The organism is Lederbergia citrea (assembly GCF_018343525.1).
In the GTDB taxonomy this organism is placed as follows: Bacteria; Bacillota; Bacilli; order Bacillales; family Bacillaceae_C; genus Lederbergia; species Lederbergia citrea.
In genome coordinates this window covers 1,185,030-1,210,953 of record NZ_JAGYPH010000001.1, presented here as the reverse complement: position 1 = coordinate 1,210,953, position 25,924 = coordinate 1,185,030, and the positions used below count along the sequence as shown (strand labels likewise).

The 25,924-nt window shown below is 35.9% G+C and carries 26 protein-coding genes; 25 read left to right on the top strand and 1 reads right to left on the bottom strand.

The genetic code is table 11. The features are described 5' to 3' along the window. Positions 1-69 precede the first annotated feature (69 nt). The 22 genes from KHA88_RS06305 to KHA88_RS06200 all read left to right on the top strand — a co-directional run bounded on the left by KHA88_RS06305 (position 70) and on the right by KHA88_RS06200 (position 22,167). Positions 70-1,119: a flavin-containing monooxygenase gene (locus KHA88_RS06305; RefSeq protein WP_213121621.1), complete on the top strand. Its 1,050-nt coding sequence runs from the start codon at positions 70-72 to the stop codon at positions 1,117-1,119. Positions 1,120-1,331: 212 nt separating this feature from the next. Further along, positions 1,332-1,781 carry a MarR family winged helix-turn-helix transcriptional regulator gene (locus tag KHA88_RS06300; protein ID WP_213121620.1) on the top strand — a complete coding sequence of 150 codons (450 nt, stop codon included), beginning with the start codon at positions 1,332-1,334 and terminating at the stop codon, positions 1,779-1,781. A gap of 111 nt (positions 1,782-1,892) precedes the next feature. Continuing rightward, entirely contained in the window at positions 1,893-3,278 is a 1,386-nt protein-coding gene (locus tag KHA88_RS06295) for an FAD-dependent oxidoreductase (protein WP_213121619.1), read from the top strand. A 64-nt stretch (positions 3,279-3,342) separates the two neighbouring features. Then, positions 3,343-3,567 (top strand): hypothetical protein, encoded by a 225-nt coding sequence (locus KHA88_RS06290; protein ID WP_213121618.1) that lies wholly within the window; start codon positions 3,343-3,345, stop codon positions 3,565-3,567. Further along, entirely contained in the window at positions 3,568-4,065 is a 498-nt protein-coding gene (locus KHA88_RS06285) for an arsinothricin resistance N-acetyltransferase ArsN1 family A (RefSeq protein ID WP_213121617.1), read from the top strand. Between the two features lie 240 nt (positions 4,066-4,305). After that, the gene (merR, locus tag KHA88_RS06280; RefSeq protein ID WP_213121616.1) at positions 4,306-4,719 is read left to right on the top strand and encodes a mercury resistance transcriptional regulator MerR; all 414 of its coding nucleotides are present in this window, start codon (positions 4,306-4,308) and stop codon (positions 4,717-4,719) included. Continuing rightward, the gene (locus KHA88_RS06275) at positions 4,719-5,177 is read left to right on the top strand and encodes a putative iron-sulfur cluster-binding metallochaperone (RefSeq protein ID WP_213121615.1); all 459 of its coding nucleotides are present in this window, start codon (positions 4,719-4,721) and stop codon (positions 5,175-5,177) included. The genes merR and KHA88_RS06275 overlap by 1 nt, the downstream gene beginning before the upstream one ends. 352 nt (positions 5,178-5,529) lie before the next feature. Further along, complete coding sequence (locus KHA88_RS06270; RefSeq protein ID WP_213121614.1) at positions 5,530-5,874, top strand: ArsR/SmtB family transcription factor; 345 nt, start codon at positions 5,530-5,532, stop codon at positions 5,872-5,874. Between the two features lie 16 nt (positions 5,875-5,890). Continuing rightward, positions 5,891-7,189, top strand: a complete 1,299-nt coding sequence (locus KHA88_RS06265; protein WP_213121613.1) for an arsenic transporter — start codon at positions 5,891-5,893, stop codon at positions 7,187-7,189. Positions 7,190-7,214: 25 nt separating this feature from the next. Further along, entirely contained in the window at positions 7,215-7,634 is a 420-nt protein-coding gene (gene arsC / locus KHA88_RS06260) for an arsenate reductase (thioredoxin) (protein ID WP_213121612.1), read from the top strand. 93 nt (positions 7,635-7,727) lie between these two features. Then, on the top strand, positions 7,728-8,090 hold the full coding sequence (gene arsD, locus KHA88_RS06255) for an arsenite efflux transporter metallochaperone ArsD (protein ID WP_213121611.1): 363 nt from the start codon (positions 7,728-7,730) through the stop codon (positions 8,088-8,090). A gap of 21 nt (positions 8,091-8,111) precedes the next feature. Beyond that, positions 8,112-9,887 carry an arsenical pump-driving ATPase gene (gene arsA, locus KHA88_RS06250; protein WP_213121610.1) on the top strand — a complete coding sequence of 592 codons (1,776 nt, stop codon included), beginning with the start codon at positions 8,112-8,114 and terminating at the stop codon, positions 9,885-9,887. Positions 9,888-9,906: 19 nt separating this feature from the next. Then, positions 9,907-10,854 (top strand): thioredoxin-disulfide reductase, encoded by a 948-nt coding sequence (gene trxB, locus KHA88_RS06245; RefSeq protein WP_213121609.1) that lies wholly within the window; start codon positions 9,907-9,909, stop codon positions 10,852-10,854. A gap of 14 nt (positions 10,855-10,868) precedes the next feature. Continuing rightward, positions 10,869-11,300 carry a protein-tyrosine phosphatase family protein gene (locus tag KHA88_RS06240; RefSeq protein ID WP_213121608.1) on the top strand — a complete coding sequence of 144 codons (432 nt, stop codon included), beginning with the start codon at positions 10,869-10,871 and terminating at the stop codon, positions 11,298-11,300. Between the two features lie 18 nt (positions 11,301-11,318). Beyond that, the gene (locus KHA88_RS06235) at positions 11,319-11,594 is read left to right on the top strand and encodes an adhesin (RefSeq protein WP_213121607.1); all 276 of its coding nucleotides are present in this window, start codon (positions 11,319-11,321) and stop codon (positions 11,592-11,594) included. A gap of 875 nt (positions 11,595-12,469) precedes the next feature. Continuing rightward, positions 12,470-16,111, top strand: a complete 3,642-nt coding sequence (locus KHA88_RS06230) for a YobI family P-loop NTPase (protein ID WP_213121606.1) — start codon at positions 12,470-12,472, stop codon at positions 16,109-16,111. A gap of 941 nt (positions 16,112-17,052) precedes the next feature. Further along, the gene (locus KHA88_RS06225) at positions 17,053-17,310 is read left to right on the top strand and encodes a hypothetical protein (RefSeq protein WP_213121605.1); all 258 of its coding nucleotides are present in this window, start codon (positions 17,053-17,055) and stop codon (positions 17,308-17,310) included. 3 nt (positions 17,311-17,313) lie between these two features. Further along, positions 17,314-17,547 carry a pilin gene (locus KHA88_RS06220; protein ID WP_213121604.1) on the top strand — a complete coding sequence of 78 codons (234 nt, stop codon included), beginning with the start codon at positions 17,314-17,316 and terminating at the stop codon, positions 17,545-17,547. Between the two features lie 60 nt (positions 17,548-17,607). Then, complete coding sequence (locus tag KHA88_RS06215; RefSeq protein WP_213121603.1) at positions 17,608-18,579, top strand: hypothetical protein; 972 nt, start codon at positions 17,608-17,610, stop codon at positions 18,577-18,579. Next, positions 18,542-19,588, top strand: a complete 1,047-nt coding sequence (locus KHA88_RS06210; protein WP_213121602.1) for a toprim domain-containing protein — start codon at positions 18,542-18,544, stop codon at positions 19,586-19,588. Before KHA88_RS06215 ends, KHA88_RS06210 begins: the two co-directional genes overlap by 38 nt. A 42-nt stretch (positions 19,589-19,630) precedes the next feature. Next, positions 19,631-21,883: a VirD4-like conjugal transfer protein, CD1115 family gene (locus KHA88_RS06205; RefSeq protein WP_213121601.1), complete on the top strand. Its 2,253-nt coding sequence runs from the start codon at positions 19,631-19,633 to the stop codon at positions 21,881-21,883. A gap of 47 nt (positions 21,884-21,930) precedes the next feature. Next, a complete protein-coding gene (locus KHA88_RS06200) occupies positions 21,931-22,167 on the top strand; it encodes a YdbC family protein (RefSeq protein ID WP_213121751.1) in 237 nt (78 codons plus the stop codon). Positions 22,168-22,360: 193 nt separating this feature from the next. On the opposite strand, the gene KHA88_RS20930 is transcribed toward KHA88_RS06200, so the two are convergent. Then, a complete protein-coding gene (locus KHA88_RS20930) occupies positions 22,361-22,447 on the bottom strand; it encodes a putative holin-like toxin (protein ID WP_249312991.1) in 87 nt (28 codons plus the stop codon). Positions 22,448-22,630: 183 nt separating this feature from the next. Between KHA88_RS20930 and KHA88_RS06195 the strand changes: the two genes are divergently transcribed. The 3 genes from KHA88_RS06195 to KHA88_RS06185 are packed head-to-tail and all read left to right on the top strand — an operon-like array spanning position 22,631 to position 25,924. Next, positions 22,631-23,155, top strand: coding sequence for a hypothetical protein (locus tag KHA88_RS06195; protein WP_213121600.1), 525 nt, complete (start codon positions 22,631-22,633; stop codon positions 23,153-23,155). A gap of 40 nt (positions 23,156-23,195) precedes the next feature. Beyond that, entirely contained in the window at positions 23,196-25,583 is a 2,388-nt protein-coding gene (locus KHA88_RS06190) for a pLS20_p028 family conjugation system transmembrane protein (RefSeq protein WP_213121599.1), read from the top strand. Continuing rightward, the gene (locus KHA88_RS06185) at positions 25,580-25,924 is read left to right on the top strand and encodes a DUF5592 family protein (RefSeq protein WP_213121598.1); all 345 of its coding nucleotides are present in this window, start codon (positions 25,580-25,582) and stop codon (positions 25,922-25,924) included. The genes KHA88_RS06190 and KHA88_RS06185 overlap by 4 nt, the downstream gene beginning before the upstream one ends.

Below are 25,924 nucleotides of genomic sequence, written 5' to 3'. Positions count from 1 at the left end.
GAATTCTATATGTTCATATTTATTCAATAATATATCGTTAAATAACGATATGATAAAGGAGAGTATAAAATGAAAAATCAATTTGATTGTATAGTTATTGGTGGGGGCCAGGCGGGATTAGCTTCTGGTTACTACTTGCAAAAAGAAAGCATAACATATTTGATTTTAGAAGCGGAAGAACAAGCTGTTGGTTCATGGCCTAAATACTATGACAGTTTAACCCTATTCTCTCCAGCTCGTTATTCATCACTTCCTGGTTTACAGATTTCTGGAGATTCGGATCGCTATCCATCTAAAGATGAAGTGATTTCCTATTTGAGTCAATATGCAGAGCATTTTGGATTGAACATTAGGACAAAACAAAAGGTAGTGGATATCCAGAAAAAAGGTGATTCATTTGTAATTAACACTGCTGATGGGAACGTTTATTTTTCAAAGTCAATCATTTCAGCTACTGGGGCGTTTAGTAACCCGAGAATTCCTCAAATAGAAGGAAGTGAATTGTTCAAAGGTAAAATATTTCACTCCAGCCAATATAAAAATGGAGAAGAGTTTAAAAAACAAAGAGTGATAGTTGTCGGGGCAGGAAACTCTGCAATACAAATTGCCTACGAGTTAGCAAAAGTTTCAAACCTTACACTCGCAACGAGAAAACCAATTAACTATGCTCCCCAACGAATATTAGGTAAGGACCTTCATTTCTGGCTTAAAGTAACGGGAGTTGACACACTTCCTTTCGGAAAGAAATTTGCCTTGAGTAGCTCTGTATTAGATACAGGAATCTATAAGGAAGCGATTTTAAATAATATGCCAGAAAGGAAAGACATGTTTATCCGTTTTACAGAAGAGGGGATTATATGGAAAGATGGGACAAATGAGAAAGTGGACTCAGTCATTTATGCAACTGGTTATCTTCTTAATGTGAGTTATTTAACATCCCTAAACGGAGCTGAAGAATTAAATAGCACCCCGTTACACAAAAGAGGAATAAGCATCACAACACCTGGATTATACTTTGTAGGTATTTCTGGGCAGCGCTCATTTTCTTCTGCTACCATTCGGGGGGGAGGAAGGGATGCAAAATATGTGGTGAAACACATTAAAGAACATATAATTTAAAAAGTCCTCTTAAAATGACCTTTTCCATGAAGTTTTTGTGTTGGCCGTCAAATAAAAGTTTGTGGCTCAATTTTTATAAAGATTTATTCCAAACCACAATTTATGAAAAGTTAAAATCACTATCAATTTTGATAACTAATTTTGTTCCAATCATAAAAATTAGTTGCATTTTGCAAGTGATTTGCATATAATGTGATTAAGAGGTGAAAATATTGGAAAATATTCGAGGAATGTTTCAAATAATGACACGTCGTTTTGGTTTACTTAATAAAAATTGCTGCAGTATAGGTGGATGCGAGATTTCCCTTATTCAAAGCCACATCCTTTATGAAATCGATAATCAAAATAAACCATCGATGCAGCAGATTGCAGAAACATTAGGAACTGATATTACTACTTTTAGCAGACAGGTACAATCGCTTGTAAAAATGAACTTAGTTAAGAAAACACCAGATCCTGTTGATAAAAGAATAAGTATTCTGTCTCTGACTACTGAAGGTAAGTATATTGCAGCAACCATAGATCAGCAAATGAATGCATTTTTAAGTGAGGTTTTTTCTCAAATGAATGAGTTTGAAAAAGAAACCGTCATCCGTTCCATTCAATTATTAAATAATGCCATGGCAAAGTCTAGCGCATGCTGCAAGCCACTGCAGGGGTGATTCCCCAGAATTAATACTTGCATTTTGCAAGTAAAAACGTTTTTAAAAGTAAACATTTTTTATTGTGTACAGAAGTAAAAAAATCCTATTTAAAAGAAATGAGGAGAGAACATGACTGCTTTGAATGATAATATCCAAGGATGCTGTAGCCCTAGAAAAAATGATTTAGAAAACAACAATGTAACAAATAAGGAAATAACTAAGCAACTGCCTGTTGTTATCATTGGAGCTGGACCGGTTGGTTTAGCAGCAGCTGCACACTTAGCAAGCAGAGGGCAATCGTTTATTTTATTGGAGGCAGGAATGGAAGTATGCGCCAATATCAAGAGTTGGGGACATATTCGGTTATTCTCACCATGGCGATACAATATAGATAAAGCTGCTATGAACTTATTAAATGCCAGTGGATGGATTCAGCCAGAATTAGAAAATTTACCGACTGGGCAGGAGCTAGTTGAACAATATTTGCAGCCACTTTCCAGGGTGCCAGAAATTCAACCTTTCGTTTACCTTAATACGAAAGTTTTATCGATTGGTAGAAAAGACGTGGATAAAATGAAAACTGCACATAGAGAAAATGTTCCATTTGTCATCCATGCTGAAAACAATGGGGAGTACAAAACATATGAAGCTAAGGCAGTAATTGATGCCACGGGTACATGGGGAAATCCCAACCCTGCTGTTTCAAGTGGTATTTGGCTAGCTGATGAGAAATCCCTCCAAGAAAAAATATATTATGGAATTCCCGATATTTTAGGGAAGGAACAAGAACGTTATGCAAATAAACGTATAGCTGTTGTTGGAGGCGGCCATTCAGCCATAAATACCTTATTAGATTTGGCTAAATTGAAAGATTCCTATCCTGAAACTGAAATATTATGGATTATGAGAAGACAGAGAGTTGAAGATGCATATGGCGGGGAGGAAAAGGATGCGCTTGAAGCTCGTGGCCTTCTCGGCAGTAGAATTAACAATATGGTAGATAACCGACAGGTCAAAGTAATTACACCATTTCGTATCCAATTAGTTAGGAAATCAGAAGAGGGTATTGAATTAATAGGCAACCAAAATGACAAGCAAATTAGACTGGATGGAATAGATGAAATGATTGTAAATACAGGAAGCCGTCCAGATTTTTCAATAATAATTGAACTTCGTACTTCTATTGACTCCGCTACCGAAAGTGTAAAAGCGTTAGCACCATTGATCGACCCAAACATTCATAGTTGCGGTACTGTTCGTCCTCACGGTGAAAAGGAATTAAGACAGCCAGAGAAGGATTTTTATATCGTGGGTGCAAAAAGTTATGGCCGAGCCCCAACCTTCTTAATGGCAACAGGATATGAGCAGGTTAGGTCTGTAGCCGCATATTTAAGTGGTGATTTGAATGCCGCTGAGAAAGTGGAATTAGATTTGCCAGAAACGGGTGTCTGTAGCGTCAATTTAAATAGTAAAAGCTCATGTGATGGACCTGCATCTGCTTGTTGCAATTATTAAACACCATCAAAAAAAGGGGAGCGCGTGCTTCCCTTAAAAATTTTTATTAAAAGGTGAGTGTAAAATGATCATTAACCATGGTGGATCGCTCAAAAAGGAATATTTCATTTCATATATGAAATTAATCATGAATGCTTTTGATTGTACAGTTGAGGAAGCTAAAGATAAAACCTTTGAACGGCTGTTTCGTTTTCAGGAAAATGAAATGGGTCAGCAAACGTATAGACAGTTTCTTTTAGCTTATAAAGAAATAAAGAACAATTTTAATTATTGTTGTGGAGGAAATTAAATGATAGGAGAAGCAATCATTCGTGGAGCCAGAGAGACAGACTTAGAAGCTATTATGGAAATTTATAACCAAGGGATAGAAGATCGGATAGCCACGTTAGAAACAGAGGTTAAAGATATATCATATATGACAGAATGGTTCGAGCAGCATCAGAACAGATATAGTATTGTGGTTGCAGAAGAAGGAAAAAAAATAATTGGATGGGCTTCTTTAAATCCATATAATAACCGTTGTGCTTATGATGGGGTTGCGGATATTTCAGTTTATATTTCCAGGGAATACAGAGGCAAAGGAGTGGGTGGTAAACTGCTTTCCACTCTCGAAACCAAAGCAAAAGAACATAATTTTCATAAGCTGGTTTTATTTACTTTTCCATTTAATGGTTTAGGACAAGGACTATATAAAAAAATGGGTTTTCGTGAAGTAGGCGTTTTTAAAAACCAAGGTATTTTAGATGGGGAATTTGTTGATGTCATGGCAATGGAAAAAAATCTATAACTTATTTCTTGTTAAAGTGCGGCTAATATCTAGCCGCCTCTGTTAAATGACAATAAAGGTGTTTAATTACAAATAAAGTCGTTTAATTTACAATAAAGTTATTTAAAAATGTCCGTTCTGTTATTCAACAAACGGGCCATTTACTGAAGAAGCAAGTTAGCTCATAAGAGAAATAATTTAAAATTCCACTTTACCCTGTTCTATGGTACAGGGTTTATAATTTATTTAGAGGTGAAAATAGTGATGTATCTTATTGGTGAACTTGCAGAAAAATGTGGGGTCAATAAAGAAACGATTCGGTACTACGAAAGAGTGGGGATAGTATCAGAGCCTTTCCGAACAGATTCAGGGTATAGGATGTATCCATCTGAAACGGTTGATCGTATTCGGTTTATTAAACGAATGCAAGAATTGGGGTTCTCTTTATCTGAAATTCATAAATTACTTGGGGTTGTTGATAAAGATGATGAAAGGTGTATGCATATGTATGATTTTGTCATTCAGAAGATAGATGAAGTACAAAAGAAGATTAAAGACTTAAAAAAAATAGAACATATGCTTATTAATTTAAAAGAGTGTTGTCCTGTTGAAAAATCTTTATTTGAATGCCCTATTATTGAAACTTTAATGAATGAGAGGAAGGTGGGAGAATGATGGAAAATTGTTGTAGTAATGTTAATGAAATAAAAACTGAAAGTGATGGTATTTGCTCATTATGTGAAAATAAGGGTAAAAAAGTACAGTTAATCACATTAAAATCATTACTTAAACCTTCTGCATTAGAGTCATTAGATGCTAAAGAAAATCACTATTTTTGTTCAACCAAAGACTGTAATGTAGTCTATTTTGCTTCTAATAATAAAAATTATATTATATCTGACATAAAGGTTCCAGTTCATCAAAAAGATGATTCGATTATAACACCGGTTTGTTATTGTTTTAATTGGACTAAAGAAAAAATAAAAGTATTTGTAGTAAATGGACTTACCCCGACCCCAGTAGATCATATTCGTAAAAACATAAAAGAAAACCGATGTGGTTGTGAAGTTAACAATCCCCAAGGTAGTTGTTGTTTAGGCAACATAACAACTTATATAAAAAAACTGACATAATCAAAAATAAATTAATGTTCAACATACGATCGGGCACGATTATAGAATAAATTTTAGATTTAAACGACTTTATTGTTATATTTTTAAGTGCAGTGGAGTAATCTACATCTAAAATTAAACAATTTTATTTTAACTCCATGCTGATTTTAACATGGGGTTAAGCTTGTTAGAGGTTTTAAAATTAAATAACTTTATTGTCTCTTATCAGCCTTTTTGTTCATTAATCATCATTAATTGAGAACTTTGAAATGAACATACTAAATGTAAAGATTTTGTAAATGAGAATAAAAGCATTTACTTATATAAGTAGATTGTTATATATTAATATTTGAAAAGCGGAGGTGAACAGAGGATGAAAATATCTATAGTTGAGATTGATAAAGCAGCAAACATTTTAAAATTATTGGGCGATAAAACACGATTAACCATGGTGGCAATTTTAAATAACCATGATTGTTGTGTATGTGAATTTGTGGAGATCTTTAAAATGAGCCAGCCCGCTATCAGCCAGCATATTCGAAAATTAAAAGATGCGGGTGTGGTAGGAGAAACCAGGAGAGGACAATGGATTATTTATTCGTTAAATAAAGACAGTGATTATTATCCGATCGTGCAAGACCTGCTGAATCACCTTCCAAGCCAAGATTACAGATTAAAAGAACTGGAAGAACAGGGTTTGAGAATTTCGTGTGACTAGATGGAGGATTTAAGTAATGACATCAATCATTTTAGCGTCAGTAATCTTTTTACTCACACTTACACTTGTTATATGGCAGCCAAAAGGACTATCCATTGGGTGGTCTGCATGTGGTGGAGCCATTTTAGCTCTTATAGTAGGTGTTGTAGATTTTAAAGATGTCATTGATGTGACATCAATTGTTTGGAATGCTACTTTGGCTTTCGTAGCCATCATTATTATTTCTCTCATCCTAGATGAGATTGGCTTTTTTGAATGGGCAGCCCTACATATGGCAAGGGCGGCAAAGGGTAACGGGGTAAAGATGTTCATCTATGTTTCCATTTTGGGAGCGATAGTCGCTGCATTCTTCGCGAATGATGGGGCAGCACTGATCTTAACGCCGATTGTCCTTGCCATGGTGAGAAACCTTAATTTTAATGAAAAAATGGTTTTTCCTTTTATCATTGCGAGTGGATTTATTGCGGATACAACATCACTGCCATTAGTTGTAAGTAACTTAGTTAATATCGTATCTGCTGACTTTTTTGGAATAGGTTTTGTAGAGTTTGCCTCAAGAATGATTATTCCGAATTTCTTTTCTTTAGCTGCTAGTATTATTGTCTTGTACTTATATTTTAGAAAAAGCATTCCAAAGAATTACGATTTATCACATTTGAAGGCACCAGCTGAAGCGATTCGTGACCATAAAATGTTTAAACTATCTTGGGCTGTTTTAGGAATTTTATTAATAGGCTATTTTGCAAGTGAATTTATTGGGGTTCCGGTTTCTTTTATTGCGGGGATAGTCGCTATATTCTTCTTAATCATGGCCCGTAGAAGCACAGCTGTTAATACGGGTACCGTTATCAAGGGAGCACCTTGGGCAATCGTTTTCTTCTCTATTGGAATGTATGTAGTGGTTTACGGTTTAAGAAATGTAGGTCTTACAAATGTTTTAGCTGATTTAATTCAGTTAACGGCAGACCAGGGACTATTTGCGGCAACAATCGGTATGGGATTCATCGCGGCAATTCTTTCTTCAGTAATGAACAATATGCCGACTGTGATGATTGACGCACTTGCTATTGCAGATACCAATACAAGTGGAAATATTCGTGAAGCACTCATTTATGCGAATGTCATAGGATCTGATTTAGGTCCAAAGATTACACCGATTGGTTCTCTCGCAACCCTGCTTTGGCTGCATGTATTGTCTCTTAAAGGAGTTAAAATCTCCTGGGGAACCTACTTTAAGACGGGAATTGTATTAACCATTCCAACCTTATTCATTACACTGGTTGGTCTATATATTTGGTTACTAATCATTCATTAATCTACTTTAAAAGGAGCAAATGAACATGTCTAAAAAAACAATTTACTTTTTATGTACTGGAAACTCTTGCCGAAGCCAGATGGCAGAAGGATGGGCAAAAAAGCATTTAGGTGATGAATGGGAAGTGAAAAGTGCTGGACTGGAAGCACACGGATTAAATCCGAATGCAGTGAAAACAATGAAAGAAGCAGGTATCGATATTTCAAATCAAACATCTGATGTGATAGATCCCGAAATATTAAATAATGCAGACTTGATCGTAACCCTTTGTGGTCATGCAGCAGACAATTGCCCAGTAACACCTCCACATATCAAACGTGTTCACTGGGGATTCGATGACCCTGCAAAAGCTGAGGGTACAGAAGAAGAAAAATGGGCGTTCTTCCAACGTGTTCGTGACGAAATTGGAGAAAGAATTGAACGTTTCGCGAAAACAGGAGAATAATAATTAAGGTAAAGAGCCGCGAGAAACTCTCTCGGCTTTTACTTTCACTAATGCATAAGTACATTCTTATATCATAATAAGGAGGATGAAAATATGTTAAAAGTTGAAATCTTTGATCCTGCTATGTGCTGTTCTACGGGGGTTTGTGGACCAATTGTTGATCCTGAATTAACTCGTGTAGCATCTGCTGTCTTTTCGCTTGGTAAAAAAGGATATGAAATTATTCGATACAACCTTGCAAATGATCCAGGAGCATTTGCAGGGAATAATGAGATAACTAAAATACTTAATGAAAAGGGTTCAGATGCCTTGCCTGTAACTCTCGTTAATAACGAAGTTAAAAAAGTTGGTGAATATCCTACAAATGATGAATTATCTGAATGGTTTGGAGTCAAGGCAGAAGATTTAAAAGAAAAGCCCAAGATACGTTTATCAATCGATTTAAAGCAATTGTAATACAAAGGAAGAAGGGATAGAATGTATCAACCTTTTAATCCGAAGGAAACAATTAAAACACCATTTTTATTCTTTACAGGTAAAGGCGGAGTAGGAAAAACTTCTACTGCTTGTGCAACAGCTGTTGCATTAGCTGATATTGGAAAAAAAGTATTACTTGTGAGTACAGACCCAGCATCAAATATACAGGACGTATTAGAAATCGAATTAACGAATGAACCAAAAGTGGTTTCAACCGTACCTAACCTTTTTGCATGTAATTTGAATCCAGAAGAAGCAGCAAAAAATTACCGAGAAAAGGTGATTGGACCTTATCGTGGTAAATTACCTGAGGCAGTGGTAGCCACAATGGAAGAGCAGTTGTCTGGAGCATGTACAGTTGAAATAGCTGCATTTGATGAATTTACAAGTTTGTTAGTAAATAACTCTACTGTAAATGAATATGATCATATCATTTTTGATACTGCTCCAACGGGTCATACATTAAGACTTTTACAGCTTCCAACAGCTTGGAGTGGCTTCTTAGAAGAAAATACACATGGTGCTTCATGTTTAGGTCCATTATCGGGTTTGGGAGATAAGAAAGATTTGTACTCGAAGACGGTTGAAATTCTATCTGACTCAACAAAGACAACATTATGCTTAGTATCAAGGCCTGAAGTTTCATCAATAAATGAGGCGAATCGAGCGTCACTTGAATTAAAGGGAATTGGAATAAGAAATCAAACACTTATAATAAATGGTTTATTACAATCTTTTATTTCAGATGATGAAGTCTCATCTGCTTTTTATCAACGTCAGCAAAATGCACTAAAAACCATTCCTGATGGGTTAAAACAAGTACCTATTTATTCTTTACCATTTGTGTCTTATTCCTTAACAGGTATTCAAAATCTTCGCTATCTTTTTAAAAACTATTCTTTATCACTATCACAAGGGGTAAGTGATCTAGATTCTAATTTATCCTTAAATGGACTTAATGAAGTGATAAATGATTTATCAACGACAAATAAAAGGATTATTTTTACGATGGGAAAAGGTGGAGTAGGAAAAACAACTGTTGCATCAGCTATTGCGGTTAGTCTTGTAGAAAAAGACCATAAGGTCCATTTAACGACAACAGATCCTGCCTCCCATTTACAATATATGTTTGAAAATAGAAAAATAAATGAAAGCTTAACCATAAGTTCTATTAATCCAATAGAGGAAGTTGAAAAATATAAAAAAGAAGTCCTTTTAAAAGCAAGTGAAAAACTTGATGAAGAAGGTATTGACTACTTACAAGAAGACTTAAATTCCCCTTGTACTGAAGAAATTGCCGTGTTTCGAGCATTTGCAGATATTGTTGCAAAATCAGAACAAGAAATTGTTGTTATTGATACAGCACCGACAGGACACACGTTGTTATTATTAGATTCAGCACAGAATTACCATAAAGAATTTACTCGTTCTAAAGGAGAAGTACCAGAAAGTATTAGCAAGTTACTCCCAAGGTTAAGAAATCCACGAGAAACAAGTGTCGTAATTGTAACATTAGCTGAGACAACACCTGTTTTAGAAGCTGAGAGACTACAAGAGGACTTAAAACGTGCAGATATTCAACCAGTATGGTGGGTAATCAATCAAAGTTTACTTGCTGCAAAAACTAAAGATCCGATTTTAATGGGTAGAGCTGCTTCCGAAAGAATATGGATCAAAAAGGTTTACGAGGAGTTAGCAGCTCGTTCTGCTATCATTCCTTGGATCAGCGAAGAAAAAATAGGATATGACGAAATTAAAGAGTATGTAAAATCATAACATATTATGGAGGATTATCATGGGGAAAGTTGTCATTTTAGGAACTGGACCAGCAGGGTTAACGGCAGCTATCTATTTAGCGAGAGCAAATATGAAACCTATTGTTATTGAAGGCGATCAACCAGGAGGACAGTTAACATTAACAACAGAGGTTGAAAACTTTCCAGGATTTATTGATGGCGTTATGGGACCAGAATTAATGGATAACATGCGAAAGCAAGCAGAGCGTTTTGGAGCTGAATTTAAAAGAGGATGGGTAACTGATGTTGATTTTTCTGCAAAACCTTATCGTTTACAAGTCAATGGTTTAGGTGAGATTGAAACCGAATCTTTAATCCTTTCAACAGGTGCATCAGCGAAACTGTTAAATATACCGGGGGAGAAAGAAAATATTGGTCGAGGTGTTAGTACATGTGCTACATGTGATGGATTTTTCTTTCGAGGTAAAAAGGTCATTATCGTTGGCGGCGGAGATTCTGCAATGGAAGAAGCAAATTTCTTAACTAAGTTTGCAAGTGAAGTGATTATTGTTCATAGAAGAAATGAGCTTCGTGCTTCAAAAATCATGCAGGATCGTTCTAGAGGGAATGAAAAAATATCCTGGGAACTAAATAAATCACCTCTAGAAGTAATTGCAGGTGAAAATGGAGTTACAGGACTAAAAGTAAAAGATAATGAAACAAAAGAAGAAAAAGTAATTCAAACTGATGGTATTTTCGTTGCAATCGGTCATACACCAAATACATCATTTTTAAATGGGCACATAAATACAGATGAAACAGGTTATATAAACGTTATACCTGGAACAACTGAAACTAATGTCCCTGGTGTTTTTGCTTGTGGTGATGTACAAGATAAAAAGTATCGTCAAGCTATCACAGCTGCGGGTACTGGATGTATGGCAGCTTTAGATGCCGAAAGATATTTAGAAGGAAATACAGTACATGATTGGAGTAAATCATTGTAAAGGGAGAAGTTAATATGTCAACAAAAAATTACCATGAATTATTGAAAGATCGTATTTATATTGGTGGTGCGGACGGTATCGAAGAAGTTATGGAAAATGAAAAAATAGATATTTTATTTGATTTAAGAGCAGAGGCACCGAAAGAAGATTATAAATATAATAGAGTGCATAGCCCAATTGTAGACGATGCAGTCCAAGAAGACGAATCTGTTAAAAAGTCAATTGATAGTGTAATAAATGCATATAACGAAGGAAAAAATGTGTATTTTCACTGCCAAGGTGGTAGTAATCGTACAGGTACAGTTGCAATTGGAACACTTTTAGCTTTGGGAAAAGCAAAGACAATCGAAGAAGCAGAACATATTGCAAAGACGGCGCGTCCTAAAATAAATGTAAAGCCTGAGATGAAAGAAACGTTAAAAAGAATCTTTCCAAATGCAAAATGATGTCTAGGAGGAGAAAAAATGAATATTACAGATAGGGCTAAACAACTGTTAGAAAATTTTTTAAACAAAAAAGGTGCAGAAGGAATTCGCCTTTCTTCTGTTCCAGGTTGTTGTGGACCGCAATTTACTATCTCTATAGATGAGCCACAAGAAACTGATACTGTGAAAACTATAAACGGAATTAAAGTGGCTATTGATTCACAAATTACTGGAACAGATGAATTAACTTTAGATAAAGAAGAAAATCAAGAAGGTGAAAGTTTGGTTTTATTAGGTGCTAGTAACTGTTGTTAAAAGTGGAACAGATATCAGCGTTATAAGTGCTGTGAAGCCATTTTAGTGTCCGAAAAGTATCCGAAAAGGTTATAAAACAACTGATTATGTGTGACTACGAAAATTAGAAACGTTGATTTATTTAGCTTTTAAGTGTCTGTTTTTGATTGTATGTAAGATTATTAAATGGGCGCCATGATGTAGCGCCCCCTGAAACCCTTGATATAAAAGCATTCTAAAGTATATGCTAACAAAATGGTAACATAGTATAAGAAATTTTAGAGGCTTCCCATTAGTTGACTAAACTAATGGGAAGCTTCTTTTTCATTTTTTTGCGTTATATGAGATAGATATTTTTCGTAATCTGGTACTGTTTGGCCGAGTCGGTAAATGATTTGTTCTAGTGCGACACCAGACTTGACAAGAAGAGAAAGTATGAGTGTGTTTTAAACTATCAGGCGTTAATTCTTAATGTAACTTAAACACATCGATAGTCAGAAGTCTTATAATCTGGTCTAGTACAGTTTTAATCAAAATAGGATAAACATATTTTTCTTGCATTTTGGATGATATCCATGTTGTAGTAATCTGCACCTTGTCGCTTAATAAGTTAATTTTGAGTGTCGTTTTTCTATTAATGACCTTTGATTTGTATGTGTGAAATAATAACAACTTATTGATTCCAAAATGTTGAAAATGGTTAGAATGACATGAAAATTATCAAAAAGTGTAGAATTATAAGTGGTAAAATTATACAATTGATGCAAGAGGTATGGGTTTGTAAAAAACTTTTCAGTATAACCTAAACGAACAGACACTAAACTTTATCTTGTCCATTTAAAAAGTCAATTTCTAGGGAAAAGTGCCTTTAGTAACAAAAGAATAGAGGGATAGAAGTGGAAGAAGGAAATAATAAATATAAGTTTCAAAAACTAACCCCAGATACTGATGTGGACTTAAAACTTTATGAGGATGCTATTGATTACATTTTTGATAATCCTGATGTTCGAAACGTTGCCATATCTGGAGCATACGGTGCTGGTAAAAGCAGTGTAATAGCATCGTATAAGAAAAAGCAAAAGCATAGTAAATTGCGATTTGTGCATATTTCACTGGCGCATTTCAAACAATCTGATAAAGAGGACGAAATTAAAATTAAAGAATCTGTATTAGAAGGGAAAATACTAAATCAACTTATCCACCAGATTCCATCGGAAAATATCCCTCAAACAAATTTTAAAGTAAAGAAAAAAATAGAAACTAAAAATATTGTAATCAGCACTGTTTTTACGATGCTATTTTTAATATCTATACTACATATTACCATGTTTGAATTGTGGAATGGGTATGTGGCTTCATTATCAATCTCTTGGGTAAAAAATCTGTTGGAAATTTCTACAAATAGATATGTGCTAATCATTAGTGGATTTCTGGTTGCTATCACATTCTACATATTTCTTTACTCATTGGTAAAAGCACAAAAGACCAAAAATATATTTAGGAAAGTCAGTTTCCAGGGCAACGAAATTGAGATTTTTGAGGAAAGCGAAGAATCCTATTTCGATAAATATTTAAATGAAGTTTTGTACTTATTTGAAAACGTTGAAGCTGATGTCATTGTGTTTGAAGATATGGATCGCTTCGATGCGAATAGAATTTTTGAACGTCTCCGAGAGATAAACACCATAGCAAACATCCAACTTGAAAAGGATAAAAAACATCCACTTCGATTCTTCTATCTTTTGAGGGATGATATTTTTGTATCAAAGGATCGCACAAAGTTTTTTGATTATATAGTACCTATTGTTCCTGTGGTCGATAGCTCAAATTCATATGATCAGTTCATAAAGCATTTTAAGGAAGGGGGTATTTATGAGCTGTTTGATAACAACTTTCTACAAGGTCTTTCATTATATATTGATGATATGAGAATTCTAAAAAACATATACAATGAGTTTGTAATTTATTATAACAGACTAAATACAACCGAACTTAATTGTAATAAAATGCTTGCTATGATAACCTATAAGAATTTGTTCCCGCGAGATTTTAGCGAATTGCAACTTAATCAAGGTATGGTATATACACTTTTTGCAAAAAAGGATGATTTTATTAAGACTGAAATTGAAAGGCTAAAAGAGGTAGCAGCCAATAGGAAAAAAGAAATTGAGTTTGCTAGAAAAGAGCATTTAACCTCCATCCAAGAATTAGATGATGTATATACTGCAAAGCGGTCACGAATACCAAACGGCTGGAACTATAATCAAGAACGACAGGAACTAGCGGAAGAGTATAATGAGAAATATCCTTTCCGTAAACAGGCAATCGAGAACAAGTTAAATAGCCGCCTTCCTTATTTAGAAGACGAATTATCTCGGCTTAAGAAGGAAATAATTTTAACTCAATGCAAACAACTTAATGAGATTATTACGAGAGAAAATATAGATTCTATTTTCAAAATAACAACAACAAATGAGATAGGCGTTGAAACTAACTTTTATGAGATTAAGGGTAGCGAATATTTTGCATTGCTGAAATACCTTATACGCAATGGATTTATAGATGAAACCTATGCTGACTACATGACTTATTTCTATGAGAGCAGTCTTAGTCGAGTAGATAAAACTTTTTTACGAAGTATTACCGACAAGAAAGCCAAAGAATTTACGTATCAACTAAAGGATCCAGCGTTGATAACTGATAGGCTGCGACCAGCGGATTTTGACCAAGAAGAAATCCTTAACTTCGATTTGCTTCAACACCTTTTGCGAACACCTACTAACCTGATTTTTCTTAATAGGTTTTTGCAACAACTAAGTAATAACAGAAACTATAAATTCATAGGGGGATTCTTTGATACTGAAAGGGAAATTTCTGCTTTTGTAAAGGGTCTTAATCAGCAATGGCCAGAAATGTTCTCCTCTGCAATAGAAGCTAATGCTTTGACCGACAAACAGATACGTCTATATTCGATATATACTCTTTACTACTCAGATGATGACGATCTTCAAGCTGTAAATATCGAGAATTGTCTTACGAATTATATCTCTAACAGTTCGGATTACTTATATATAGATGAACCCGATATCGATAAGCTGATACATGCTTTCATTCTATTAAATGTTTCTTTTGTAAGTTTTGACACGGCAAATGCAAACCTTTTGGAAGAAGTTTACAGAAATTCACTATACGAAATTAATTTTGAGAATTTAAGTTTTATTCTTAGAGAATTTTATCAAGTTGAGGACGAGAACGACATTTATCATAGGAACTATACATTGGTGCTCACTCAACCTGAATCACCCTTAGCCAAATATGTAAAAAACAACATTTGCAACTATATTGACGTCGTTCTGTCAAACAGTAAAGGTGTAATCAATGATGATGAAAAAGTCGCTCTACTTATTTTGAACAATGAAATAATAACTTGTGACCAGAAAAACGCCTATATGGAATTATTAAGTACTATCATTACATCTATTATTGATGTAAATGATAAAGAGTTGTGGAGTTCACTATTAAATAATCGTTTAGCTAAGTATTCAGAAGAGAATATCATTGAATATTTTGGAGATAGTCAATCGTTAGAACCTACATTAATATCATTCATAAATAGTGACGAATCTATGTTAAATTTTTTGGAAGTAAAAAACAATTATGGATCTGAAAAGGCAGAAAAATTCTTTGATGCTTCTATAGTTTCAAATAGCCTATCAAATCTCAAATATATAGAGATACTGACTTCACTGGATTTCTCATATAATCATTTCGATATTAGTGGCATATCAGATGAAAAATTGCGCATCCTTATCGATGAAGGTATTGTACCCATGAATCTGGATAATTTACTATTTATCCGAGAAAATTATTCAAACCAGGTCTTATACTTTATCGAAAAAAATACTAATGAATATGCAAATACAATTCATAGTGAAGTGTTTGTACTTGATGAGGTGGTCGAGATACTTTCATGGGATGTTTCCGATGATATAAAGATTAGGTTGCTTGGGTATACAAGCGAACGGTTATCTATTTTGAATAAAGGATATTCAACTGCTGTCAATGCAATGATTTTGAAAAATAACCTCGAACCTAATGATCTTTCCCACTTATATGATACTTTTGAAGATTGGGATGATGAAATTCAGCAAACAATACATGACTTGGCAATAAACAGGATAAAATTAATCATCTCAGACCCTAAGGATGTTTCTAATGAATTACGTAAAACATTATTTGCATCGAGTGGTTTGGATTTTAGCCTAAAAGTTGATGTATTGATATCTTTGCTGCCCAATCTGGAAGAAGAGATATGTAAAGAATATCTTGATTTATTAGACTTAGCTGAGTACAATAAAATCTTTAAATACCGCACTAGACCTAAGTTTGAGATTAATACAACAAATGAAAGACTATTAACTGCATTTAAAGAGAACAACTGGATTTTTGATTTTAAGGAGGATCAAAATAAAGAGGGATACTACAAAATAATACGACATAGACCGGCAACAATTTCTTTATCGCCAGATTTACTATAAAAACGTCACTCGGCTAAATGAATTTTATCATTCTTTCAGTTGGTATTAATAATGTAGTAGACCAATTACCGATTCTCTAATAGACGGGTTTACAATTCCATTTATTCAATGGAGAATATCTATGTGCCCATCCAAGACCACTGTTTGACAAAAGAAAGTATCGTTAAGTGCCAATACGGCAGATAACAGACCTTTGCAAGGGAAGAAAGATACATTTATTCTAGACTTTGTATACAGTGAGGAGGAAAGAAGCACTTCAACAGTTCTACGAAGTTACTACTTTGGATAGCGAAATCAATATTAACTTAATGATAAAGAATAAGTAAATTTTTAATGTTTGCTTCTTAACCCAAAGAGTGTTTCTAATAGCAATTCAAGTACACATTAAGATTGATAATGCTCATAATTTTGCTCATAACATTTTATACTTCTGTTTAACGATATTTTAAGTAAAAGCAGAAAACCCTATAATATCAAGGGGTTATTAAAATAATTTTCCGCGATTATAAGCTCTGATGAATGGGCGGCATGATGTAATTGATTATTACTATGCATAATATAAATATTGAATACTAATAAGGTGTTGAATAAATGTAATACAATGCCTTATTTTTTCTTCCCTTATACTTAAATAACTACGATGAACCATATCATTAATAGAGAAAATTGTTTTCTGTGAATCTTTATCGTACTTTTCCTGAACTTTTTGCGAACTTGAACCGTACAAAAATCTCTAAAAAACGTGTTATATTGTTAGTATCAAAGGATTAGGCGGACGTCAGTAGACAGTTTTGTTTTTCCTTTGAAGGACCTTTTCAATTTGGAAGGTCTTTTTTTATTGCAAATAAAAGGGAGGAGATTTTCCAGACTGGAAGACTATGTATGAAATGCACTCATAGACTTTTGTCACTTTTCACTTTATAAATGGAGGAGGAAGTTGATTGATGAACAATGAGGAAAGGTCGATACAAAACGAATCAACAGGGAAAAAGATTACAGCAAAGCCAATTAGTAAGAAAAAGCGTTCAAATGTTAAACCCGAGGGCTTTCAGGAGTTTGAAGCATTAGCAAAAGGAATTTTGGAAGGACAGGATCTTTCGTATTTTGAATGGCTCCATAAGAAGCATCAGGAGGTTGTTCTGCATTTTAACTTATCAAACAAAGATTTCATAGCAGAAATGGTGAAGAAGGTGGAATGATCTATGAATCAGGTGATTACAACCATTAGAAATATTACAGACGGAATTAAACCGGTGGCGCCTGTTTTGGCCGGTTTAATACTTGTGGTGATTGGTCTGTTGTGGACATTTGCTAGAGATCCGCAAAAGAAAGATATGTATTCAGGATGGATGGTCAATGTATTCATCGGATTTGCCATTGTTTATTTGGCAGCATCCCTTGTGACCTGGTTCTCTGGACGTGTGGTTGGATTTTAATAGAAGAGAACAATCGGGTTATTTGTTAAGGAAAGAAGAAAGTAGAAAGTAGGTGTGAAAATGAGGGAATTAATCATTCGGTTTGGCAAGGAAGGTGAATATCACCGGAAATTGGAAGAAGATCGGAATTACTTTTTATGTGAAGCAGATGAGGTTGTCCAGAAAATAAAAATACATCTCGAACAAGAGAAGCGAATGGTGAAACAGAAATCAATCGAATTATGGATGAACGGTCAAAAGCTGCTGGTAACTCAAATGAGTTTTGACAAAAGGCTGCCGCTCGAGAAGCAATTGGAGGAAGGTTTGCTCAAAGCTAATGGAGTACAGCGTAAGCACGTAAATATATTTAAGGATTATGCAAAAAAGGAACGTCTGCTGCTTTTAGATAGAGAGTTTAAGGCTTTTGCCATTCGATTTGATCAGGTTTTAGGGTATCCGGACATGAAACCATTTCCATTGGTTTTGGATCTTGACAAGTTGAAGAAGTTATTTGACGAAGTAAATGCTCATATAGCAACGGGATTTTATTTCGAATTGGAAGGGATCATTACTTCTATTGATTTAGCTTACCAAACCGTAGTCAACCAGATTCGGCAGAATAAACCTTCAGTTAAAGAAGAAGAGATTAATAAAGAAGTAGAGATGTGGTGTGAAGAGGAGGAATGTTTTTCAAGTTTTGTTCTGTATGCCGCTGCCAGTTTACAATCAGTATCAAAAAAACGAATTGATACGCTTTATCCGCGTTTCCGACCATATCAACAGTTGGAGACGTTTTTGTTTGAAGAATTAGCAAATAAAAAGGGATTTTCAGATGCACATGCATTGCAAGCTGGATTGTACAATACATTCTTAAATGAATACGATAAGATTTTGTTCCGTGGGTCCGTCCTAAAAACAGACGAGATGGTGGAATCGCTAGTATTGGCACCTGTCATTCAAAAATACTTGGATCAAGTACTGGGATTAATAAATAATAACCGAAAGGTGATTATGGATGCAGAACAGGGACAAGTTGCTATATCAGAACATTGAGAAAGCATTGGTGGACCTTAATGCAAAAGACAAAGGGCGGTACTTCCTATGTACATGTCCCGAATGCCAGCAGCAGGAAGCATTCATTTATAAAAACAACCCCAGTTTTATTCTATGTAATCGTCAAAACCAATGCGGTGAACGTATGATTTTACATTTTGAAGAGAAAGAGGGAGCTGAATCTTATAAAAAATTATCTGAGGAATATCCTAATCTAACGAATAAACAGTCCCTGGCCCTTGAATGGATGACACGATTCATGAATCATGTGCAAAATCATTTTGAAAGCCCTACCCTTGACAAGGGGTATAGAGGGCTTTCAAAAGAAACAACAGGGAGGTTTATAGCAGACTTAATAAATGAGGCCTACGTCCAAAAAATGTTTGATTCAGGAAAAGAGCTATTTCCCAAGAATTATTCAACAAATGATTGGATGTGCAAACGGAATTTAATCTTTCCAATCTACGGGGCCGATGGACATTTGGAACGTATATTATTACGATCCAGCATTGATCATCATATAGAACCAAAGGAGCTTCAGTTGATTGTGAATCCTTCAAAGGAAACGAGGGATTTTTTTGTGGACATTCCCGAGAAATCCAAAACCGTGGTCATAGGGGAAGCGATTTTAGATGCAGCATCATTCCGCGAGGTGGATCCTGATGTTGGAGTCTTGGCCTTGACAGGTGCGGCCAAGACAAGGAAGCTTTGCCAATTTATTTTGGAAAACAAAGCATTGTTCCAGCAAAAAAAATTCGTTCTTGCTTTAGATGACGATAAGGCTGGGGACAAGGCAACAAAGGATATTATTGATACGTTAGAGCAAACGCAGGCTGAATATCAAGTTTTTCCTTTTCCGTCTGGTGTTAAAGATTCTAATGCATATTTAAATTATGATAAAGAGCTTTTTACAGAAGCATTTAATGATGTGAAACGCTCCTTTAGTAGAGAAAGGAAATACCGTGATTCTTCATATTTAAATAAAGGAGTTGTTGAAATGGAAAGATAAATCGTAAAAAAGCAAGAGTAGAAAGGAAGGTGGAACAAGAATATGCAAGATAAGCAACCGTTAGAGCGACTATCGAGTCCGAAGGTACTGTTCTTACCTACCATCGGATTTTTAATTGTTTCTTTTTTCTTGGCGAATTTTATTTTGGCTTTTTTGCAAGCCTTTCTCCTTGCTGTTGAACAGTTCGCAAGAGACCCTGATAACCTTAGCTTTTCCATTCCAAGGGGAAGCTTTTTGCATTTTCAGGGAGATATTTTATGGTTTTATGCTGGATTCTATCTGGTTGTCGGAATTGGGCTGATTAAGTTTCTTTTTAATATGCGGCTGAACTATCAGTCTTTGAACAAAGGGCAGCATGGGACAAGCGAATTTGAAAAGGTTAATGGTCTGAAAAAGCAATATAAAATTATTCCTTCGGCAACAAAGGAATATGACGGTAATGGAGGAGTCATTATATCAGGACTTCAGGAAAAATATCGGCCTTATCGCTTATTGATTGACGAAGGGCCGAATCATACGATGGTCATTGGAATAACAAGGTCAGGGAAAGGGGAAACTTTTGTTTTCCCGATGCTGGATGTGTTAAGCCGAGCGAAAAATAAACCTTCCTTGGTCGTCAATGATCCTAAAAGTGAACTGGCTGCTGCCAGTTATGACACATTGGTTAAGCGTGGCTATGATGTGCATGTGTTCAATCTTATTCAGCAATCTATGGGCATGGGATTTAATCCTTTGCAATTGGTGGTTGACGCCTGGAAAAAAGGGAACTCAAGTTTAGCCCAACAATATGCAAACAGTGTGGCATATAGTCTTTATCAAGACCCAAATGCAAAAGATCCCTTTTGGTCCAATTCAGCAAAGTCTTTAGTGACTGCAATTATTTTGGCACTTACTGAAGATGCCGTTGCTACAGGTAAAGAAGAAAAAGTCAACATGTATTCTGTGGCAAATTTTCTTTCTACTAAAGGCAGTGACATTGATGGCGAAGGAAATAATATGCTGGACTTGTTTTTTAAATCAAGGGATGATAATAACCCGGCAAGGATGATGTATGCAACCAGTAACTTTGCTGCCGGTAATACAAGGGCCAGTATTTTCTCAACAGCGATGGATAAGTTGCAGATATTCACGCTGGAACCTAACGCGAAACTAACAAGCTACAACAGTATGAATTTAACCGATATAGGTTTTGGTGACAAGCCTGTTGCTGTGTTTATGGTGACACCCGACTTTGATGGGTCAAATCATGTGTTGGCTAGTATTTTTGTCAGCCAGTTGTATCGTGTGAATGCTGAAAAAGCGACGATGAGTCCATCTGGGAAAATGAAGCGTCATGTTCATTTTTTGCTGGATGAATTCGGAAACATGCCGACAGTTGAAGGGATGTCGGGAATGGTGACAGTTGGTGCGGGTCGTGGTTTTCGTTTTCATTTGATAATACAGGCATATTCACAGATAAAGTCACGATATGGTGAAGAAGCAGATACAATCATAGGAAACTGTTCAAACCAAATTTACATTCTTACGAAGGATGAGCAAACAGCCAGGCAGTTTAGTTCATTGATCGGTACAAAAACGATCACGGATGTCAGCCGGAATGGAAGATTACTGTCTTCCGACAAGTCTCATAGTGAATCAGTCAAGGAACGGCCTCTTATGATGCCGGATGAATTAATGCAATTAAAAGAAGGGCAATCAGTTGTTGTTAGAGCTAACAAACGCCAGGATAACAAGTTTCGTAAAATCGTTCCAAAACCGATTTTTAATAAAGACGTGACTTCACATAAGTTTCGGTGGGAATACTTGGCCGGTGATTTTGATAACAACTGGTCCTTATTAGAGCTGCCGATAATGTCTACGACATACCATAACTTGAATTTATCGGAAATTGTCTTTACTTCAAAGAATGAGCAGGAGCTATTTGTGTGCATGGTGGATGCCATGGGAAAGGATGCCTTCTCTGAGCTCAAAACTGATTTAAGGAAAGTGGTTATCTCGTGCGGTGTATCATTTGAATATGAAAACGGGATGGAAAGATGGTCCTTTTTGCATCTGTTGAGTTATATAACTTATGAAACACCCTTATCTGGTCCAATCATCTATAAAATATTTAAAAGCCTGAGACGGTATCTTCCCGATGATGTACTAAAAAAATGGGATAGGAAAATCAGGGAATTAAGAGAAAAGCAGGAGAAGCAAAGGTACAGACAGGAAGAAAGCATCGGGGAAACCAAGGAGCCTATGGAATTAGATGAAAAAGTGGCATTGAGGAAACAGGTGAAAGGAGCAGTATAACTCAGTATAACTCTATCTTAAAAATAGGAGGTGCAGGCGAAGTGAGAATGAAATTTCAAATATTGAAGGAAATAGCAGTTCTTAAAGAAGGAAAAAACGGCTGGAGGAAAGAATTGAATCTGGTAAGCTGGAATGGAAAAGAACCAAAATATGATATCCGTTGGTGGCCGCCGAACAAATCAGATATTGGGAAAGGGTTAACCTTAATGCCTGATGAATTATTTCAACTCGGCGAAGTGATTCCTATGTTATCAAGGGATCTTCATATCATTCATCAAATATGAACATTTTAGCCCGTTTATTGTAATTGGTGATAAAATGTGTTATAAAAAGGGTAAGAAGTACGTAAAGTAAAAGGGACCGCAAGTGCTGGTTACACTTACGGTCTTGTACAATAGTTGCCTCTCATAGAGTGGCAGGCTCGAGTAGTCAATTGAAATAGACCAACCCTAGAACTCGTCAGGTCTCAAGGGAGGTCTATTTCTTTTTGTCTTGAAACAGCATGGCAATTAAAGCGCCAAAAGCTATCATAAGTGATAAAGCTTCAAATACTGTCATATGCATCACCCCCCTTCACGGGGATGAGCCAGACCGCCCTTGAGAGAGCCAATTCTATTGTACTAGTAAAAGTATATCACAACACATTTCCCATAAGATGTTACTTTTTATTCATATTTCCAAAAGGTTCCTATTTTAGCTGTTAATTTTGATATAATTAAAAACAAAATTAACTTCGGGGGGATAGACGTGGTAAAACGAATCTTATTCCCTTTTGGTGCTGTATTGGTTATTCTGCTTGTAGTGGCAGGATGCGGTAAACCAGAAGAGGGTATGAATGAATTGTCATTAAAACAATTAGAAATGAAATTGGATAACCATGAGACATTTTTGTTATTGACGTTTGCTGCTGATGAAAATGCTGTTAGTAAAACTGATTATATTAAAGCATATGATGATTCATTGAAGCGAGGAGGATTAACCGGATACTACTTCAATTTTGAGGGTGAGAGCAAAGAAGCAGTTGATGAATTTGGAAAGAAGTATACTCATCCTAAGTCAAAAGGTTGGAACCCTATCACGGATGGACTTGGAATTGTTGATAAGGGTGGTGTTATTGACGAATATGGGACCCACCAAGCAGAAGGCTTGATTGAACAGCGTGCAAAGGATAATGATAGTTTTTTAGATAAAGATGAAATGAAGGATATTGATTCAGGTGTTAAGGAAATGTTAGAATACATCCAAGTAAATAATGTAGAACTCACTGACTAAAAACACGCTGATTAGGTCTTTAAAAGGGAAGGTGTTATCTGTGAGTGATGAACAGTTAATTGATCTATATAAAATTCTGGATTACTTGCTTCATGTTAGTGATGGTTGGTTATGGCAAGATCTTTTCCGAACAATCGGTGGAGGTCTTGTTTTTTTATTAAGTTGGTTGAATAACTTTATTGAAGGGATTATAGATAAAGTTATTACGTTAAATAACTTTTATTTATCAGGACCAATGAAGGAGTTTATAGATATCGCGCGTCCGATTATATGGGGCGTGTTTTTTATTGCGCTTTTTATACTGGGGTTCCAATTTATGTTAAATAAAATCGAAAAAAGAAATGAAATAATCTTAAACGTGATAATGTCCCTGTGTTTTATCGTGGTAATTCCGGACTTAATGGTAAATATGGGAAAAATTACAAACATCGGTGTAGAGGAATTAAACTCTGTAAAACAAAGTCTCGCTACTGAACTAGTAAAAAGTAATGTGGCTGATGTTCGATATTATGCTGAAAGTAACTTCAAGTTTTCGGGAAAAAAGAACGGAGATAATCAATTACCTCCACGCCCAGCTAGTAAAGTTGATAGTGAAGAAGGTACAACGGACTTTACTCATGCAAATAGATTAACAACAAATTCTTTACCATATATATCCTTTGCAGAGAAATTGGATGTAAGTAAGAAAGGAGAAGCTGCCCAATGGGGCGCAGATCTTAAAAAGAACAATAAGGATTCGTATAAAGTTATTACAAACAAATTAGTTGCAACTGGAAACGGTGATCAGTTCGAAGTAAAAGAAATGCGAGAGAATCAAGTCCCTCTTACGACCTTGGGTCAGGAAAGTTATTATCGCTACCATGTGAATTGGTTTGTTTTAATTTTTTCGTTGGCTGTTACCACGGTTGCTTTAGCAATTACGGTAATTAAGATCGGCCGTTCCATCTTTGATTTAGCTTTTCACCAAATATTTGGGATGTTTATTGCTGCAACTGACTTAACCGGCGGACAACGTACAAAGAAGGTCTTGGTCGAGATCATGAACACCTTTGCGATTATATTTATCATGACCATGCTGTTAAAATTGTTCATCCTGTATTCTTCTTGGGCAAACGGGCTGAAGGGGAACATTGGCGGTGTGGGTGTCCTTCTTTTGTTAATTGCCGGTGCATGGGCATTAATTGATGCACCGGATATTGTACAAAGGATGCTTGGCATTGATGCTGGTTTACGAAGTGGATATCAAGCCATGTTGGGGGCATATGCAGGAGCCAAATTAGCTGGTACGGGTACAAAGGCTGTTGGGAAAGGAATAGAGAAAGGTCTGGGACTTGCAGGGAAGGCTACGGCAGGTCTAGCAGGTGGAGCGAATCTTGTTAGGCGTACTGTAACAGGCATAGCAAGTAAAACACCGGAAGAAATGGTAGGCCGGTCAAGGGTCCCTGTCAAAACGATCCCTGGAACGGCGGAAAAAGGAGAAATTCCTAAGAATAATAGTGAAAAAATAAAGGCCAACGAAGATTCGCCAAAAATGGCGAATGAAGGTACAAGAGATAGAATATCTTCTTCTAGAAATGAACAGGTTGATTCGGCTTCACTTTTAGAGGCCGCAGAACCTATTGTTAACGGAACAATCCCCTCACAACCAACGGGGCATTCAAAAGAAGGAAATTTGAAAATCCAGTTGTCTGAGGGAGCAACTGTTGCCAATAAAGGCACAGAAGGACAGGTTCCAATTTCTACAGGAAACCTACCAAAAGGTCATTTTTCAAATACTAAAAGGCAACCAGTGGGAGTATTTTCACACGGGCGTGGAGTAGATCAAAGGCAAAGTCAACAAAATGTACCGTCTGGATATGCTCAAACGGCCTCCGGAATTTTAGTTCCCGGATCGGCAGTCAATAATTTGGATGGTTCACAATTAGCCAACACAAACGTCTCTATCTCTAACCAACCAAGGAAAAGTAGCAATCAAGACAATTACACGGGTGGAACTGTAGAAGTGTCATCAGGTGAGGGAGGAGGATATACCCCGTCAACTTCAGGAGGTCAGACAGTTTATCAAACATCTGGAGCACATAAGCAAAGTAAGTCGTATGGCCATAAAGATGCCAATCATACAAATACATTAGTTGGCGGGAACCGTCACTTCCAGCAGGCAAAGGAACAGATTGTACGCTCAGGAAATTCCGGCTTTAGTCTTGGTCAAAGCATACGAAGGTTAGGACGAGCTTCCGGAAACGCTACGGTTCAATCTATCAGGGCGGTTGTTCATCCGAAACAAACTTTACAAACAGGCATGGATAAAGCTAAAAATGCAACATATACCCGAGTAAAGAATATGAATGAGTCTATGAATTCAGTTGTTCACCAAATAAAGACACCACCTGGTAAGCGATTGATAAGGAAGGAGAATCATGACGAGTGAAGTATGAAATACCTACAGAAATCAGATCAAAGCCCAAACTTTTCGGATTGGAAATGAAAGAGCTAATCATTTTGTTGGTTAGCTTTTTTCTTGTATTTACTATGTTGTTTGATTTGGTCCATAGCGTATTTACGGTTCCATATTTTACTGTTAGTGGTGCTTTACTGTTGTGGATCGTCATACCGTCCAGAAACAATCCTGGCATGAAAAACTATATGTCCTTCTATCTGCTTTTTAAACATAACAGACAAACATATCACTCATTGGACAGCCAAAAACTCTTAAATGAAAATTGCTTCAAAAAGAGAGACACAGGGAGGATAGATAGACGCTATGGGTGA